This is a genomic window from Kribbella sp. NPDC104218, from assembly GCF_055584105.1.
The window spans coordinates 1898223-1914550 of sequence record NZ_JBVJMQ010000001.1; the positions used below are offsets into that span (position 1 = coordinate 1898223).

Sequence of the window (16328 nt, forward strand, 5' to 3'; positions counted from 1 at the left end):
GTTGCCTAACAAATAGAAGACCGGAGTGGGGCGATGGTGGCGATCGACAGGCGGACCGTGCTCAAGACGGCCGGCGGCGCCGGGCTGGCGGCACTGCTGGCCGCGTGCAGCGGCGGCAAAGGCGCGACCTCGGGTGACCAGGGCAGCGGCAAGGGCGAGATCCGGGCCCTGTTCATGAAACAGGCGGCGTACACCGAGGCCGACGTCACCAAGATGACGGCCGCGTTCACCGCCGCGAACCCGGAGATCAAGGTGACGCCGGAGTTCGTCGCCTACGAGGCGCTGCACGACAAGATCGTCGCCGCGGGCCCGGCCGGGACGTACGACGTCGTCCTGATCGACGTGATCTGGCCGGCCGAGTTCGGCAGCAAGAAGATGATCACCGACGTCACCGGGCAGTGGGCGCCGGAGTGGAAGACCGAGATGCTGGCCGGCGCGATCGAGACCGCGCAGTACGACCAGAAGCTCTACGGCGTCCCGTGGATCATGGACAGCAAGTACCTGTTCCTGAACGAGGCCCACCTGTCGCTCGCGCACGCGAACCCGCAGTGGCTCGACACCTGGGACGGCGTCCTCAAGACCGCTCGCCGGCTCAAGGAGGCCGGGGTCGTGAAGTACCCGCTGATCTGGTCGTGGCAGCAGGCCGAGGCGCTGGTCTGCGACTACGCCCAGCTGCTCGGCGCGATGGGTGGCAAGTTCCTCGACGACTCGGGTAAGGCTGCCTTCAACGCCGGCGGAGGGGTCCAGGCGTTGGAGTTCATGCGGCAGACGATCGTCGACGGGCTGACCAACCCGGCGTCCACGCAGTCGCTGGAGGCCGACGTCCAGCGCGTCTTCCAGGCCGGCCAGGCGAGCCTGGTGCTGAACTGGACGTACATGTACGGCGCGGCCAACGACGCGAAGCAGAGCAAGGTCGCGGGGAAGGTCCAGGTCGCGCAGACGCCGAAGGGGACCGTCGGCCGGCCGGGGGTGAACGGCGGGATGGCGCTCTGCGTCACCGCGGGCAGCAAGAACCAGGCGGCCGCGTTCAAGTACATCTCGCACCTGACCAGCCAGCCCGAGCAGGACAAGTACGCGCTCAGCTCGCTGCCGGTGTGGGCGACGTCGTACGACGATCCCGCGGTCGTGCAGACGAACCCGAAGGTCGTGCCGCAGGCCAAGAAGCAGCTCGACGACCTGATCCTGCGGCCGCAGGCGAAGAACTACAACGCGATCTCCCAGGTCCTGCAGGCGGAGCTGCAGAACGCGCTCCTCGGACGCAAGCCGGCGCAGAAGGCGCTCGACGACGCGGCCGACAAGGCGAACAGCCTGCTTCAGCCGTGAGGCCGGAGCGGGTCCGCGGCGAGGGACGATTCGCGCTGTTCCTCTTGTTGCCTGCGGCAATCGTCGTTTTCGGGGTGGTGCTCTACCCGGTCGTCCGGACGTTGCTGATGTCGTTCTACGCCGTCGACAGCGCGATGCCCGGCAGTTATCCGTTCGCCGGGCTGGGCAACTACGCGAAGGTCTTCCAGGATCCGTCGTTCTACCCGGTGCTCGGACACACGGCGTACTTCACGATCGTCTCGACCGCGGCCGAGCTGGTACTCGGGATGGGCGTCGCGCTGCTGCTGAACGCGCCGCTGCGGTTCAAGTGGCTGTGGCGGAGTCTCGTCGTGCTGCCCTGGGCGCTGCCGACGATCGTGAACGGCGCGCTCTGGCGGTGGATCGACAACGGCCAGTACGGCGTCCTCAACCAGCTGCTCGGCACCGAGATCCAGTGGCTGGGCAGCAGCCCGTTCCTCGCGCTGAACATGGTGATCGTCGCCGACGTCTGGAAGAACACCTCGATCGTCGCGTTCTTCCTGCTGGCCGGGTTGCAGACGATCCCGGCCGAGGTCCGCGAGGCCGCGGTGATGGACGGCGCGTCGACCTGGCGGACGTTCTGGTCGGTCGTCGTCCCGCTGCTCAAGCCGAGTATCGCGGTGGTGCTGGTGCTGCGCACGATCGAGGCCTTCAAGGTGTTCGACATCGTCTACGTGATGACCGGCGGCGGGCCCGCGTCCGGGACGCAGACCGTTGCCTTCTACACCTATCTGCAGGCCTTCTCGAACCAGCTCTTCGGGTACGGCGCCGCACTCGCCTACCTGATCGTGATCGCGGTCGGCGCGCTGGCGATGTTCTACCTGCGGCTGCTCCGGCAGAACCAGATGGCGGGAGTCTGATGCGTAAGTTCCAGTATGCGATGTGCGGCGTCCTCGCGATCGTGGTGCTCGCGCCGTTCGGCTGGCTGGTGATCTCGAGCCTGTCACCGGCCGACGAGCTCACCAGCGGGTCGTTGTGGCCGTCGCACCCGACGCTGTCGCGGTACCAGGACATCTTCACCTCCGGCCCGGACGGCGTCGCCGGGACGTTCCGGGTCGCGATGCTGAACAGCCTGGTCGTCGCGTCGGTGACCACGCTGATCTCGCTCGTGGTCGGCTGCCTGGGCGGGTACGCGTTCGCCCGGCTGCGGTTCCGGTTCCGGCGGACGACGTTGTTCGCGTTCCTCGCGATCTACATGCTGCCGCCGATCGCCCTGGTGATCCCGCTCTACCTGGCGCTGGCGAACCTGCAGTTGCTCGACACCCAGCTCGGCCTGATCATCACCTACTGCTCGATCGTCACGCCGTTCTGCCTGTGGACGATGAGCAACTTCTACCTCGGGCTGCCGACCGAGCTGGAGGACGCCGCCCGCGTCGACGGCTGCTCGCGGCTGGGGGCGCTGGTCCGGATCGTGCTGCCGCTGGCGCGCCCCGGCATCGTCGCCACCGCGATGTTCGGTTTCCTGCTCGCCTGGGACGAGTTCCTCTACTCGCTGATCTTCACCTCGACGTCGAACTCCAAGACGATCCCGGTCGCGATCGCCGAGTTCACCGGCAAGTTCTCGTCCGACTTCGGGTTGGTCGCCGCCGGCGGCGTCCTGGCCGCACTCCCGCCCGTCCTCCTCGCCCTGCTCTTCCAGCGCTACATCGTGACCGGCCTGACGGCGGGCGCGGTGAAAGGCTGAACTGTCAGGATGATTACTGTGCGGGGCTGACTGGTCACTAATGTCGATGTATGGACCTGAGTAACCCGATCAGCACCGTGGTGCCGTCGCTGGACGGCCCGGTTCTGCAGGTGTTGGCGCGTGCGGAGGACGGGCTGTCCGGGCGGCAGATCCACAAGCTGGCCGGGCAGGGGAGTGTGGCCGGCGTCCGGTTGGTGTTGCAGCGGTTGGCCGCGACCGGGCTGGTGCACGTGGACGACGCGGGGAACTCGTTGCTCTACACCCTCAATCGGCGGCATCTCGCGGCGCCGGTGGTCGAGTTCCTTGCCGACCTGCGGGGTGCGCTCGCTGGGCGGTTGGCGGCGGAGTTGAGCGGCTGGATGGTGCAGCCGGTGCATGCGAGTCTGTACGGCGCGGTCGCGCGTGCCGAGGGTGATCTCGAGTCCGACGTCGACGTCCTGCTGATTCGCGCGGACGACGTCGCCGCGGGCGATCCGCTGTGGGAGCAGCAGGCGGCCGGGCTGATGCAGACCGTCGTCGACCTGACCGGTAACCCGGCGCACGTCTTCGAGCTGAGTCAGGCCGAGCTGGCCGGACATCTCACCACCTCGGAGGCGATCCTGAACGACTGGATGTTCCCGAGCATCCATCTGGCCGGATTGCCGTTGAGCGCGCTGGAGCTAGTGGCCAAGTAGCGGGGCCATCAGCCGGGCGATCCGGCTGTCGCGGCCGGTCAGCCGCTCCTCGGCGTCCGCCAGCGTCATCGCGCGCAGGCCGGCGTTGATGCCGAGCCAGCGGAACGGCTCCGGCTCCCAGCGGCGGGATCGGTGATCGACCCACGGCAGGTGGGTGAGCGGGGTGTCGCGGTTGAGGATCAGGTCGGTGAGCGTGCGGCCGGCGAGATTCGTCGTACTGACGCCGTCGCCGACGTACCCGCCTGCCCAGGCCACGCCGTTCTGCAGGCCGACCGACGCACACCAGTCCCGCGGTACGCCGAGCGCTCCGCCCCAGGCATGTGTGAACTGGACGTCGTTCAGATCGAACAGCTCTCTGAGTGTCGCCTGCAGTTTCCCGAACACCCGCGGTTCCTCGTCGTACGCCGGCCGCACGCGGGACCCGAAGTGGTACGGCGCTCCGCGCCCGCCGAACACGAGCCGGCCGTCCGCCGTCCGCTGCCCGTAGATGATCAGATGCCGGTGATCACTGAACGTCGGCCGATCCGCCAGCCCGATCCGCTCCCACGTCGCCGTACTCAACGGCTCGGTCGCCACGACCAACGAGTAGACCGGCGCGACCGTCCGTCCTTCGTTCTTGAGGCCGGGCGTGAACCCCTCAGTCGCCCGGACGACGACGTCCGCCCGAACCACGCCCTGCTCGGTCACCGCCCGCGCGCCCTGCCCGGTGTCCGGCTCGATCGCGGTCACGCGGGTGTTCTCGTAGATCGTCACCCCCAGCCGCTCCACCACCTCGGCCAGCCCCCGCACCAGCTTCCCCGGGTGAATCACCGCGCAATGCGACGTAAATGTTGCCCCCAGCACCTTTGTCGCGTTGACCTTCGCCGCCACCTCGTCCGGCCCGAGGAACTCGACACCGGTCCCCCACTCCCGACTCTCCTCGACCTCCCCCCGAGCCCGCTCCACCTGAGCCCGAGACCGAGCCAACACCACCGTCCCGCCCTTGTGGTAGTCACACTCGATCCCCTCCCGCCCAGCCACGAGCCCCACCTCGTCAACCGCCCCCTCCATAGCCCGCAACATCCCCACCGCCGCACCCCGCCCCGCCATCCCCGCCAACTTCCGCCCCGAAGCCGGAAACAACGCCGAACACCACCCCCCATTCCGCCCCGAAGCCCCAAACCCAACCCCCACAGCCTCAAGCACCACCACCCGCAACCCCGGATCCGCCCGCACCAGGTAATAAGCAGTCCACAACCCCGTGAACCCAGCCCCGACAATCACCACATCAGCATCCCGATCCCCGCCCAGCGCGGGGCGTGGATCGATCGGGTCGGACCAGAGGTTGTTCAGCGGACGCCCCAGGAGTAGGTCTGTTTGACGAGTTTGAGGTAGACGAAGGTTTCGGTGGCTTTGACGCCTTCGATCTGGCGGATGCGGTCGGAGAGGACCTGGAGGAGGTGTTCGTCGCTCTCGCAGAGGACTTCGACGAGGAGGTCGAAGGAGCCGGCGGTGATGACGACGTACTCGACCTCGTCCATGGCGGCGAGCTGGTTGGCGATGGGCTCGAGGGAGCCTTCGGCCTTGATGCCGATCATGGCCTGGCGGTCGAAGCCGAGCTCGAGCGGGTCGGTGACGGCGACGACCTGCATGACGCCGGCGTCGGTCAGCCGCTGGACGCGCTGGCGGACGGCGGCCTCCGACAGCCCGACCGCTTTGCCGATGGCGGCGTACGAGCGCCGGCCGTCGACCTGGAGCTGTTCGATGATCGCCTTCGAGGTCTCGTCCAGCAGACCCTGGTTCTTGTCGGGGTGCCCCGTTCGTACTGCCACCCGGTGATCCTGTCAGCCGGACCGCCTGCAAGCAACCAGCCGAAGCGGAATTCGTTGTGAAAATCGAAGTTTGCTACGGAATCCCTTGTCTTGATCGATTCGGTTTGACAGTATCCTCCGCGTCAGCCCGTCTTAGGAGGTTGCATGGGACGTCAGCCGGTCCTCGGCCGCCGGGCGGTCCTGCGCGGGCTCGGCCTCAGCGCCCTGGGCGTCGGCGCGGTCGCCTGCGGGATCCCGCCCGCCCGGCAGAGCGCGGACAAGTGCGTCAGCACCGACCTGTCCGGCTCCCAGAAGGCCCTGAACTTCTCCAACTGGCCGAGTTACATGGACGAGTCCGAGGAGAAGGTCAACGGCAAGACCGTGCTGCCGACCCTGGAGGCGTTCCAGAAGCAGACCGGCATCCAGGTCACCTACACCGCCGACGTCAACGACAACTCCGAGTTCTACGCCAAGGTCCGCGACCAGCTCGGCACCTGCCAGCCCAGCGGTCGCGACATCTTCGTGCTGACCGACTGGATGGCGGCCCGGATGGTCGGCCTCGGCTGGATCCAGAAACTCGACCACGCCGGAGTCCCGAACGTCGACAAGTACCTGCTCGAACAGCTCAAGTCGCCCAGCTGGGATCCGGGGCGCGACTACAGCGTCCCGTGGCAGAGCGGTCTGACCGGGATCGCCTACAACGCCAAGGTCACCGGCGAGGTCGGCAGCTGGGCCGACCTGCTCGGCAAGTCCGAGCTCAAGGGCCGGATCACCATGCTCTCCGAGATGCCCGACACGATGGCGATCATGCTCCGCCTGGTCGGCGCGGCGCCCGGTAAGTTCACCGACGCCGAGTGGAGCAAGGCGCTGGAGAAGCTCGAGGACGCCGTTGGCTCCGGCCAGATCCGCCGGTTCACCGGGAACGACTACGTCCAGGACCTCAACGACGGCAACATCGCCGCCTGTATGGCGTGGTCCGGCGATGTGCTCGCGCTCCAGGCCGACAACGCGGACATCAAGTTCGTCGTCCCCGAAGAGGGGCTGAACCTCTGGTCCGACAACATGCTCGTGCCGAACAAGGCGACGCACCGCGCGAACGCCGAGGCGCTGATGAACTACTACTACGACCCGCAGGTCGCGGCCGAGCTGGCCGCCTGGGTCAACTACATCTGCCCCGTCGAGGGCGCTCGCGCGGCGATGGAGAAGATCGACCCCGAGCTGGTCGACAACCCGCTGATCTTCCCCGATCAGGACATGCTCGCGAAGACGGCGTCGTTCATGCCGCTGGACACCGCCAAGGCCAAGCTCTACGAAACCGACTTCAACCTCGCGATCGGAGGCTGATACATGACCAGTGATCTGGTACTCACCGGCATCAGCAAACAATTCGCTGGTCATCGCGCCGTCGACAACCTGGACCTGACCGTCCCGGCCGGTACGTTCTTCGCGCTGCTCGGCCCGTCCGGCTGCGGTAAGACGACCACGCTGCGGATGATCGCGGGTCTCGAGGAGCCGACGACCGGCAGTATCCGTCTCGGCGACGACGAGATCAGCGGACTGCGCCCGTACAAGCGCCCGGTGAACACGGTCTTCCAGAACTACGCCCTTTTCCCGCATCTCGACATCTTCGAGAACGTCGCGTTCGGGCTGAAACGCCGTAAGGTCAAGGATTTCAAGCCGAAGGTCGACGAGATGCTCGGCCTGGTCGAGCTGAAGGACTACGGCAAACGGCGTCCGGCCCAGCTCTCCGGCGGTCAGCAGCAGCGCGTCGCGCTCGCCCGCGCGCTGATCAACCGCCCGCAGGTGCTGCTCCTCGACGAGCCGCTCGGCGCGCTCGATCTGAAGCTCCGCCGCCAGATGCAGCTGGAGCTGAAGCGGATCCAGACCGAGGTCGGCATCACGTTCGTCCACGTCACGCACGACCAGGAAGAGGCCATGACGATGGCCGACACCATCGCCGTGATGAACCGCGGGCTGATCGAGCAGCTCGGCAGTCCGGCCGAGCTCTACGACCTGCCGGCGACCACCTTCGTCGCGAACTTCCTCGGCCAGTCGAACCTGATCCGCGCCAAGATCATCGGCCCGGCCGGCGAGGACCTGATCGTCGACGTCCAGGGCCGCAAGGTGATCGTTCCGCTGGCCCGCTGCCGTGTCACCGAAGGTGAAGTCTGGCTGGGGATTCGCCCCGAGAAGGTCTTCCTGGCGCCTGCGGACAGCGAGGACGGCGATGGCGCGAACCAGCTCCGCGGCGCCGTCGTCACCGACGTCAGCTACGTCGGCGTCAGCACGCAGTACCTGGCGCGACTGCCGTGGGGGCAAGAGCTGACGGTCTTCGAGCAGAACACCGGCGCTCGCGAGGCGTTCAGCGCCGGCGACGCCGTCGACCTGCACTGGCGGCCCGCGCACAGCTTCCTGCTGGACGCCGCCCAGGACGCGCTGGCCGGTGTCGAGGACGTCGACTGATGAGCGCCGTCGGCCAGCTCGGCGCGGCGTCGCAGTCCGCCGCGCCGCCTCCGGTCGAGCGATCGGGACGCCGGATGACGGCGTACCTGCTGCTCTTACCGGGCGGGTTGTGGCTGCTGCTGTTCTTCGTCGTCCCACTGGTTTCGTTGCTAGCGGCAAGCTTGTACGACCCGAACGGATCGATCGAGAACGGTTTCTCGATGGCCTGGCACTGGCAGACCTTCGGGACCACGATGGCCGACTATTGGCGGCCGTTCGCGCGATCGCTCTGGTACGCCTTGCTGACAACGGCTTTCTGCCTCCTGCTCGGGTATCCGTTGGCGTACGCGATCGCGATGCGCGCCGGCCGCTGGAAGAACCTGATGCTCGCGCTGGTGATCGCGCCGTTCTTCACCAGCTTCCTGATCCGGACGCTGTCCTGGAAGATGCTGCTCAGTGACAACGGTTTCGTCGTCGATGCCCTGCAGTGGTTACGGATTCTCGGCCCGGACGGGCGCCTGCTCGCGACGACAGCCGCTGTCGTCACCGGTCTGACCTACAACTTCCTGCCGTTCATGGTGCTGCCGCTGTACGCGAGCCTGGAGAAGATCGACCGCCGCCTGATCGAGGCCGGCGGTGACCTGTTCGCCGGGCCGGTGACGACGTTCCGCACGGTGACGCTACCGCTGTCGATGCCAGGCGTCGTCGCGGGAACACTGCTCACCTTCATCCCCGCGGCCGGTGACTACATCAACGCGCAGCTGCTCGGGACGCCGAAACAACGGATGATCGGCAACGACATCCAGCGGCTGTTCGCGGCCGGAGCGTATCCGACCGCGGCCGCGTTGTCGGTGACGCTGATGGCGGCGATCGTCGTCCTGGTCCTCATCTACGTCCGGCGCGCCGGGACGGAGGAGCTGGTATGACCCGGTTCGGGCGGTTCGTCGCGCGGAACTTCGTGCTGGTGCTGGGTTTCGTCGTCCTGCTGTACCTGTTCGCGCCGATCGTCGTCGTGATCCTGATGTCGTTCAATGCGCCGAAGAGCCGGCTGTCGTACACATTCGACGGGTTCACCCTCGACAACTGGCTGAACCCGTGTCAGCCGTTCGGGTTGTGCGACGCCGTGAGCGCCTCGCTGCGGATCGGTCTGCTGGCCACAGTCGTGGCGACCGCGCTGGGGACGCTGATGGCGTTCGCGATGGTCCGGCACCGGTTCCGCGGGCGGTCGGCGACCAACCTGTTCATCTTCCTGCCGATGGCGTCGCCGGAGATCGTGCTCGGGTCGTCGCTGCTGGCGCTGTTCGTCTCCAGCGGCTTCGGCGGGCGGCTCGGGTTCTGGACGATCCTGATCGCACACGTGATGTTCTGCCTGTCGTTCGTCGTGGTGACCGTGAAGGCGCGGCTCGCGGGGATGGACTCGCGGCTCGAACAGGCCGCGATGGACCTCTACGCCAACGAGTGGCAGACCTTCTGGCGGGTCACCTTCCCGCTGGTCTTCCCCGGCATCCTGGCGGCGGCCCTGCTGAGCTTCTCATTGTCTTTCGACGATTTCATCATCACCAACCTGAACGCCGGCACCACGGTCACCTTCCCGATGTACGTCTGGGGATCGGCCCAGCGCGACATCCCGCCCCAGATCAACGTCATCGGCACGGCGATGTTCCTGCTGGCGCTGATCTTCGTCCTGGCCGGCGAGCTGGGTCGCCGCCGCCGTGAACGCACCCGGAGCTGACGCCTGTGATCCGTTCCCTCGTGGACGCGCGACCGGAAGTCCTGTGGCTCGACGATCCGGCGGCGCCGGCGCCGTTACCGCCGCTCACCGGGCCGATCGTCGCGGATCTCGCGATCGTCGGCGGCGGGTACACCGGGTTGTGGACGGCGTTGCGCGCGAAGGAGCGCTATCCGCGGCTCGACGTCGTCCTGCTCGAGGCGAACACCTGCGGGTCGGCCGCGTCCGGGCGGAACGGCGGTTTCTGCGACGCCAGCCTCACCCACGGGTACGGCAACGGCCTGTCCCGGTGGCCCGAGGAGCTCTCGACCTTGGAGCGGCTCGGCCAGGAGAACCTCGACGCGATCGAGACCACCATCGCGCGACTCGGGATCGACTGCGACTTCCGGCGGACGGGTGAGCTGACGGTTGCGACCGCGCCGCATCACCTCGACGAGTTGGCCGAGGAGGCTGAGCGGCGCGACGACGTCCAGCTGTTGGATCAGGACGCCGTCCGGGCCGAGGTCAACTCACCGACGTACCTCGGCGCGCTCTACGACCCGCACTCGACCGCGCTCGTCGAGCCCGCGCGGCTGGCGTGGGGGCTGCGGCAGGCGTGCCTCGACCTCGGCGTCCGCATCTACGAGTACACCCGGGTGACCGGTATCCGCGCCGGTCAGCTCACCACTACGTCGCCGGCTGGGCCGCACTCCTCACGTGGCCCAGCCGGCTCCGTCCGGGCGGCGCGGATCGCGCTCGCGACCAACGCGTTTCCCTCGCTGCTACGGCGGTTGCGCCCGTTCACCGTGCCGGTCTACGACCTCGTGCTGGCGACCGAGCCGTTGTCAGCTCAGCAGTTGGCGAGCGTCGGCTGGCAGCGTCGCCAAGGCATCGGTGACGCCTCCAACCTCTTCCACTACTACCGCCTGACCCGCGACAACCGCATCGTCTGGGGCGGCTACACCCCGCTCTACCACTACGGCAGTCGCATCCACCCTTCCTTCGAGCAACACACCCCCACCCACGACCTGCTCGCTCGCCACTTCTTCACCACCTTCCCCCAACTCGAAGGCCTCAACTTCACCCACCGCTGGGGCGGCGTCATCGACACCAGCACACGCTTCTGCGCCTTCTTCGGCACCGCTCACGCCGGCCGAACCGCCTACGCCCTCGGCTACACCGGCCTCGGCGTAGCCGCCACCCGCTTCGGCGCCGACGTCACCCTCGACCTCCTCTACGCCGAACAAACCGACCGCACCACCCTCCGCATGACCCGCACCCACCCCCTCCCCTTCCCACCCGAGCCCATCCGCTCCCTAGGCATCCACCTCACCCGCTGGTCCATGTCCCAAGCCGACGCCCACGCCGGCCACCGCAACCTCTGGCTCCGCACCCTCGACCACCTCGGCCTCGGCTTCGACTTCTGACCCGGACCGCCAGCGCTGCACAACAGCACGACACGCCGGCGGCGGGGGCGCACCGTCGGCGTGTCGTGGAATTGGAAGGTGGTGGCGGTTCGGCTAGACGCGGTGGAAGGTGACTGTGAAGCCGGTGCAGGTTCGGCATTGGCGGACGGTCTGGTTGCCTTGTTCGGCGTCCTGCTTCGACCAGGCGTAGGCCTTGGGGCAGCGGGAGCTGAGCGCGTCGCTGTAGGGGGTGCGGGCGTCGCGGTTGAGGTTGAGGCAGTACGGCGTGGTGCCGTTGGTGCCGACCCGTTTGTTGGCGGCAGGGCAGTAGGGCAACAGGTTCTCGGGGCAGCCCATGGTTTCGCACTCGGGCGGTGGGGACGACGCGTTGTTCGCGCGGATGGTGATCGGTAGCGCGAAGGCGTTCACGTAGCTGACGTTGTACCAAGGCGCGAGCCGGTCGTTCTGGTCGAAGTTGAACTCGGCCAGGCTCGTCGGCTGCTCGCCCAGCGTGCAGCGGTTGGCCCAGGGGCCGCAGTCGCCGACCGCGCATTTGAAGGTGGAGCCGGAGGTGCCCGTACAGCCCTGCCGGCCGAAGAACTTGCCGCGCCAGTGGTTCGGCCAGGCGCCTTCCGGCACCGTGACGGTGGCCGATTGGCCGTTGGCGAGCGTCGGCAGATTGGTGAAGTTGACCGAGTTGTCGGCATTCACCGTCGACCCGATCCACAACGTCTGACCGGACTGGTTCACGAACGTGACGGTGTGCACGGTCGCCGCGGCGACCGGCGTGGTGAGGCCCAGTAACAGGGCGAGGGACAGGAAGGCAGCAAGAAGTTTCGGCATATCTACTCCGCAGAGTCGGGGCGGACGCGGGAGATTGCGCTACCCACGATCCGCACCCGCTACAACGTTGTCAATGTTCCAGCAGGCTCTACCCCGAGAGTGGTGCCGGCTGGATGGTGAGGCGATGCGCCGGCTTCTAGCGTGGACGACGTCAACGAAAGGAGCTCCAGATGTTTCGCCGTCTGGCGGTCGCAGTCCTCGCCACCGCCTGCCTGATGTCGCCCCTGACCGCCGTCGCCGCCCGGAAGGATCCGGTGCAGCAGCGCGTCGATGAGCTGACCCAGGGCTTCCCCGGCGCGATCGCGACCGTGCGGGACACCCGCGGGAAATCGCGGACGTACGTCGCCGGCGTCGCCGACCTGACCACCCGCGCGCGGATGGACCCGCGCAGCCGAGTCCGGATCGGGAGCAACACCAAGCCGTTCACGGCGACCGTCGTCCTGCAATTGGTCGGTGAAGGAAAGGTCGGGCTGGACGACTCGATCGAGAAGTACCTCCCGGGCGTCGTCCGCGGCGACGGAATCGATGGACGCCGGATCACCGTGCGCCAGCTGTTGCAGCACACCAGCGGCATCCCGGAGTACCACGACCTGACGCCCGACTACCCGCCGACGCGACACACCTACTGGGAGCCGCGCGACCTGGTCGACATCGCCCTGCAGAAGAAGGCGCTGTTCGCACCCGGGACCAGCTACACCTACAGCAACACCAACTACATCCTCGCCGGTCTCCTGATCCAGAAGGTCACCGGCCGCCCGCTCGGTGAGGAGATCACCCGCCGCGTCATCGAACCGGCCGGCCTGCGCGACACCTCCTGGCCCGCGCTCGGCGATCAGCGGATCCACGGCCCGCACCCGACCGGCTACTTCCAAGGCGCCGACATCACCGAGCTCGACCCGTCGATCGCCTGGGCAGCCGGCGGCATGGTCGGCACCCCGGCGGATATGAACCGCTTCCTGGTCGCCCTGCTGCAGGGCAAACTCCTCAAACCCGCCCAGCTCGAGCAGATGCTGAAGACGGTCGACTCCGCCGGTCGCGATGCCGGAGGCAAGAGCGGCTACGGGCTCGGGATCGCCGCCCTGCCGCTGTCCTGCGGCGGTGTCGCCTGGGGCCACGGCGGCCAGATCTACGGCTACGAAACGCTGGACGCCGCAATGCCGGACGGTCGCGCCGCCGCGCTCGCCGTCACCTCTACCCACACGACGTCCGCGGACGCGAAACGCGTCAGCCAAACCGTCGACACCGCGTTCTGCGGTGCCGACGGCCGGCGATGACTACAGCTTGGACTCCGCCTCCACGAGCACGGACCGGATGATCGACTCCATCTCGTCGAAGTGCGCCTGGTCGCAGATCAGCGGCGGCGAGAGCTGGATGACGGGGTCGCCGCGGTCGTCGGCGCGGCAGTAGAGGCCGGCGTCGAAGAGCGCCTTGGAGAGGAAGCCGCGGAGCAGCCGCTCGGACTCCTCGGCGTTGAAGGTCTCCTTGGTGGTCTTGTCCTTGACCAGCTCGATGCCGTAGAAGTACCCGGCGCCGCGGACGTCACCGACCAATGGCAGGTCGAGCAGCTTCTCCAGCGTGGCCCGGAAGTCCCCCTCGCGGTCCCGGACGTGCTGGTTGATGCCTTCGCGCTCGAAGATGTCGAGATTGGTCAGGGCGACCGCGGCGGACACGGGGTGGCCACCGAAGGTGTAGCCGTGGGCGAACGTGGTGTCGCCCTTGCCGAACGGCTCGAAGAGCCGGTCGGTGGCGATCGCCGCGCCGAGCGGTGAGTAGCCGGAGGTGATGCCCTTGGCGCAGGTGATGATGTCCGGCTGGTAGCTGTAGCGCTCGGCGCCGAACATCGTCCCCAGCCGGCCGAAGGCGCAGATCACCTCGTCGCTGACGAGCAGGACGTCGTACTCGTCGCAGATCTCCCGGACCCGCTCGAAGTACCCCGGCGGCGGCGGGAAGCATCCGCCCGCGTTCTGCACGGGCTCGAGGAAGACGGCCGCGACGGTCGACGGGCCCTCGTTCTCGATGGCGACGGCGATCTGGTCCGCGGCCCAGCGGCCGAAGGCCTCCTCGTCGTCACCGTGAATCGGCGCCCGGTAGAAGTTGGTGTTCGGCACCCGGAACGTCGACGGAACCAGCGGCTCGAACGGCGCCTTCAGGTCCGGCAGGCCGGTGATCGACAGCGCGCCCTGGGTCGTCCCGTGGTAGGCGATCGCGCGGCTGATCACCTTGTGCTTCCCCGGCTTGCCGGTCAGCTTGAAGTACTGCTTCGCGAGCTTCCACGCGGTCTCGACGGCTTCGCCGCCGCCGCTGGTGAAGAAGACCCGGTTCAGGTCGCCCGGCGCGTAGTTCGCGACCCGCTCGGCGAGCTCGATCGACTTGGGATGCGCGTACGACCACAGCGGGAAGAACGCCAGCTCGGAGGCCTGCTTCGCGGCCGCCTCGGCGAGCTCGGTCCGCCCGTGGCCCAGCTGGCTGACGAACAGGCCGGCCAGGCCGTCCAGGTAGCGCTTGCCGTGGCTGTCGTAGATGTAGGCCCCGTCGCCGCGCACGATCACCGGCACGTCGGCCGTTTCGTAACTCGACATCCGGGTGAAGTGCATCCACAGGTGGTCGCGCGCCGACTGCTGCAGGTGGGCGAAGTCGGCGTCGCCGATCGTGTCGGACGACATGTCGGATCCCTCGTCTCAAGCGTTGTCGTTGCCCGTCATCCTGCCCGGAGAAATCCGCTCTGGCAAGTGATTTCGTGCCGCCAAAGCCGATAGGGTGTCGATGTCAGCACCATACGGGGGCTTCTGATTCGGATTCCGCATCTCTGGAGGTCATGGGTGGACACCCTCTTCGTGAACGGCTCGGTCTTCGACGGGACGACGTACCGCCCCGGCCTGGCCGTCGCCGTCCGGAACGGCCGGATCGCCGCCGTCGGGCCGGACCTGGCCGACCTGCGCGCCACCGAGATCGTCGACCTGGACGGCGGCCTCCTGCTGCCGGGTTTCGTCGACGCACACCTCCACCCGGTCCAGGGCGGTATCGAACGCGCGCACTGCGACCTCTCCCCCTGCGACGGCCTCCCCGGGTACCAGGAGCGCATCAAGCAGTACGCCGACGCCCACCCGGAGGCGCCGTGGATCCTCGGCGGCGGCTGGCACCAGCCCGACTTCCCCGGCGGGACGCCGGCCGCGGCCGACCTGGACGTCGTCACCGGCGACCGGCCCGCCTTCCTCGCGAACGCCGATCACCATGGCGCCTGGATCAACTCGAAAGCCCTGGAGCTGGCCGGTATCGACGCGAGCACGCCCGACCCGCCCGACGGCCGGATCGAACGTGACGCGAACGGCGTCCCGACCGGCACTCTGCATGAGGGTGCGATGAACCTGGTCGGCCGCCTCACCCCGCCGACCACGCCCCAGGAGCTCGTCGACGCGCTCCTCGACGCTCAGCAGTACCTGCACTCACTCGGCATCACCGGCTGGCAGGACGCGATCCTCGGCGCCTATGCCAACCTCGGCGACTCCACCCCGGCGTACGTCGAACTCGCGCAGTCCGGCCGCCTGACGGCGCGCGTCAACGGCGCGCTCTGGTGGGAGCGCGACCGCGGCGCCGAGCAGATCCCCGACCTGATCGAACGCCGAAACGCCTTGCAGTACAGCCGATTCCGGGCCCGCTCGGTCAAGATCATGCAGGACGGCGTCGCCGAGAACCACACCGCCGCGATGCTCGACCCGTATTTCGACGGCTGTGGCTGCCGGACCGGCAACAGCGGTATCTCGTTCGTCGACCCGCAGGCCCTCAAGGAGCACGTGACCGAGCTGGACGCGGCCGGCTTCCAGGTCCACGTGCACACGATCGGCGACCGTGCCGCGCGCGAAGCCCTCGACGCGTTCGAGAACGCCCGAGCCCGGAACGGATCCAACGACAACCGGCATCACATCGCGCACCTGCAGGTGATCCACCCCGACGACATCCCGCGGTTCGCCAAACTCGGCGTCGCGGCCAACATGCAGGCGCTCTGGGCGGTCTACGAGCCGCAGATGAACGAGCTGACCATCCCGTTCCTCGGCCCCGAGCGAACCGGCTGGCAGTACCCGTTCAACTCGCTGGCCAAGACCGGCGCCCGGCTCGTCGCCGGCTCCGACTGGCCGGTCTCCAGCCCGAACCCGCTGGAGGCGATCCACGTCGCGGTCAACCGCCGGACCGACAAGGCGGACGACCCGTTCCTGCCCGAGCAGGCGATCGACCTGACCACCGCGCTCGCGGCGTACACCTCCGGCAGCGCCTGGGTGAACCACGCCGACGACACCGGCCGGATCGAGGTCGGCGCCCTCGCCGACCTCGCCGTCCTGGACCGCGACCCGTTCACCGCACCCACCGACGAGATCAACACCGCCCGAGTCCGGGCCACCTATGTCGAAGGCGAGCTCGTCTTCGGCCCGACCAGTTAGGACCCTG

At 68.0% G+C, this 16328-nt stretch carries 15 protein-coding genes; 11 read left to right on the forward strand and 4 right to left on the reverse strand.

Annotated features, from left to right (window positions below):
* The first annotated feature begins 33 nt into the window (after window positions 1-33).
* From ACZ6ZD_RS09080 to ACZ6ZD_RS09095, 4 genes are read left to right on the forward strand one after another with little or no spacing between them, the layout of a single operon-like run.
* Window positions 34-1323, forward strand: a complete 1290-nt coding sequence (locus ACZ6ZD_RS09080) for an extracellular solute-binding protein (RefSeq protein WP_465669960.1) — start codon at window positions 34-36, stop codon at window positions 1321-1323.
* Window positions 1320-2201 carry a carbohydrate ABC transporter permease gene (locus ACZ6ZD_RS09085; protein WP_465669962.1) on the forward strand — a complete coding sequence of 294 codons (882 nt, stop codon included), beginning with the start codon at window positions 1320-1322 and terminating at the stop codon, window positions 2199-2201. Before ACZ6ZD_RS09080 ends, ACZ6ZD_RS09085 begins: the two co-directional genes overlap by 4 nt.
* A complete protein-coding gene (locus tag ACZ6ZD_RS09090) occupies window positions 2201-3025 on the forward strand; it encodes a carbohydrate ABC transporter permease (RefSeq protein WP_465669964.1) in 825 nt (274 codons plus the stop codon). The genes ACZ6ZD_RS09085 and ACZ6ZD_RS09090 overlap by 1 nt, the downstream gene beginning before the upstream one ends.
* Before the next feature lie 50 nt (window positions 3026-3075).
* Complete coding sequence (locus ACZ6ZD_RS09095; RefSeq protein ID WP_465669966.1) at window positions 3076-3699, forward strand: hypothetical protein; 624 nt, start codon at window positions 3076-3078, stop codon at window positions 3697-3699.
* Here the strand turns inward: ACZ6ZD_RS09095 and ACZ6ZD_RS09100 are convergent.
* Window positions 3685-4965, reverse strand: a complete 1281-nt coding sequence (locus tag ACZ6ZD_RS09100; RefSeq protein ID WP_465669968.1) for an NAD(P)/FAD-dependent oxidoreductase — start codon at window positions 4963-4965, stop codon at window positions 3685-3687. The genes ACZ6ZD_RS09095 and ACZ6ZD_RS09100 overlap by 15 nt on opposite strands.
* Before the next feature lie 62 nt (window positions 4966-5027).
* Window positions 5028-5510 carry an Lrp/AsnC ligand binding domain-containing protein gene (locus tag ACZ6ZD_RS09105; protein WP_171674397.1) on the reverse strand — a complete coding sequence of 161 codons (483 nt, stop codon included), beginning with the start codon at window positions 5508-5510 and terminating at the stop codon, window positions 5028-5030.
* A gap of 144 nt (window positions 5511-5654) precedes the next feature.
* Here ACZ6ZD_RS09105 and ACZ6ZD_RS09110 point away from each other — a divergent pair, with 144 nt between their 5' ends.
* The 5 genes from ACZ6ZD_RS09110 to ACZ6ZD_RS09130 are packed head-to-tail and all read left to right on the forward strand — an operon-like array spanning window position 5655 to window position 11066.
* On the forward strand, window positions 5655-6833 hold the full coding sequence (locus tag ACZ6ZD_RS09110; protein WP_465669970.1) for a polyamine ABC transporter substrate-binding protein: 1179 nt from the start codon (window positions 5655-5657) through the stop codon (window positions 6831-6833).
* 3 nt (window positions 6834-6836) lie between these two features.
* Complete coding sequence (locus tag ACZ6ZD_RS09115) at window positions 6837-7952, forward strand: ABC transporter ATP-binding protein (RefSeq protein WP_465669972.1); 1116 nt, start codon at window positions 6837-6839, stop codon at window positions 7950-7952.
* The gene (locus ACZ6ZD_RS09120; protein WP_465669974.1) at window positions 7952-8857 is read left to right on the forward strand and encodes an ABC transporter permease; all 906 of its coding nucleotides are present in this window, start codon (window positions 7952-7954) and stop codon (window positions 8855-8857) included. Before ACZ6ZD_RS09115 ends, ACZ6ZD_RS09120 begins: the two co-directional genes overlap by 1 nt.
* Entirely contained in the window at window positions 8854-9663 is an 810-nt protein-coding gene (locus tag ACZ6ZD_RS09125; RefSeq protein WP_465669976.1) for an ABC transporter permease, read from the forward strand. Before ACZ6ZD_RS09120 ends, ACZ6ZD_RS09125 begins: the two co-directional genes overlap by 4 nt.
* Before the next feature lie 5 nt (window positions 9664-9668).
* Window positions 9669-11066, forward strand: a complete 1398-nt coding sequence (locus tag ACZ6ZD_RS09130) for an NAD(P)/FAD-dependent oxidoreductase (protein WP_465669978.1) — start codon at window positions 9669-9671, stop codon at window positions 11064-11066.
* Window positions 11067-11159: 93 nt separating this feature from the next.
* On the opposite strand, the gene ACZ6ZD_RS09135 is transcribed toward ACZ6ZD_RS09130, so the two are convergent.
* Window positions 11160-11888 (reverse strand): thaumatin family protein, encoded by a 729-nt coding sequence (locus tag ACZ6ZD_RS09135; RefSeq protein WP_465669980.1) that lies wholly within the window; start codon window positions 11886-11888, stop codon window positions 11160-11162.
* Between the two features lie 170 nt (window positions 11889-12058).
* On the opposite strand from ACZ6ZD_RS09135, the gene ACZ6ZD_RS09140 reads away from it, so the two are divergent.
* Entirely contained in the window at window positions 12059-13162 is a 1104-nt protein-coding gene (locus tag ACZ6ZD_RS09140; protein ID WP_465669982.1) for a serine hydrolase domain-containing protein, read from the forward strand.
* Here the strand turns inward: ACZ6ZD_RS09140 and ACZ6ZD_RS09145 are convergent, their stop codons facing one another.
* Entirely contained in the window at window positions 13163-14551 is a 1389-nt protein-coding gene (locus tag ACZ6ZD_RS09145; protein WP_465669984.1) for an aspartate aminotransferase family protein, read from the reverse strand. It abuts the gene before it with no gap.
* A 156-nt stretch (window positions 14552-14707) separates the two neighbouring features.
* On the opposite strand from ACZ6ZD_RS09145, the gene ACZ6ZD_RS09150 reads away from it, so the two are divergent.
* On the forward strand, window positions 14708-16321 hold the full coding sequence (locus ACZ6ZD_RS09150) for an amidohydrolase (RefSeq protein WP_465669986.1): 1614 nt from the start codon (window positions 14708-14710) through the stop codon (window positions 16319-16321).
* The last annotated feature ends 7 nt before the right edge of the window (window positions 16322-16328 follow it).

Coding starts and splice junctions, on each gene's coding strand:
- ACZ6ZD_RS09080 (WP_465669960.1), top strand. CDS start 34: ATGGTGGCGATCGACAGGCGGACCGTGCTCAAGACGGCCGGCGGCGCC.
- ACZ6ZD_RS09090 (WP_465669964.1), top strand. CDS start 2,201: ATGCGTAAGTTCCAGTATGCGATGTGCGGCGTCCTCGCGATCGTGGTG.
- ACZ6ZD_RS09095 (WP_465669966.1), top strand. CDS start 3,076: ATGGACCTGAGTAACCCGATCAGCACCGTGGTGCCGTCGCTGGACGGC.
- ACZ6ZD_RS09110 (WP_465669970.1), top strand. CDS start 5,655: ATGGGACGTCAGCCGGTCCTCGGCCGCCGGGCGGTCCTGCGCGGGCTC.
- ACZ6ZD_RS09115 (WP_465669972.1), top strand. CDS start 6,837: ATGACCAGTGATCTGGTACTCACCGGCATCAGCAAACAATTCGCTGGT.
- ACZ6ZD_RS09120 (WP_465669974.1), top strand. CDS start 7,952: ATGAGCGCCGTCGGCCAGCTCGGCGCGGCGTCGCAGTCCGCCGCGCCG.
- ACZ6ZD_RS09125 (WP_465669976.1), top strand. CDS start 8,854: ATGACCCGGTTCGGGCGGTTCGTCGCGCGGAACTTCGTGCTGGTGCTG.
- ACZ6ZD_RS09135 (WP_465669980.1), bottom strand. CDS start 11,888: ATGCCGAAACTTCTTGCTGCCTTCCTGTCCCTCGCCCTGTTACTGGGC.
- ACZ6ZD_RS09140 (WP_465669982.1), top strand. CDS start 12,059: ATGTTTCGCCGTCTGGCGGTCGCAGTCCTCGCCACCGCCTGCCTGATG.
- ACZ6ZD_RS09145 (WP_465669984.1), bottom strand. CDS start 14,551: ATGTCGTCCGACACGATCGGCGACGCCGACTTCGCCCACCTGCAGCAG.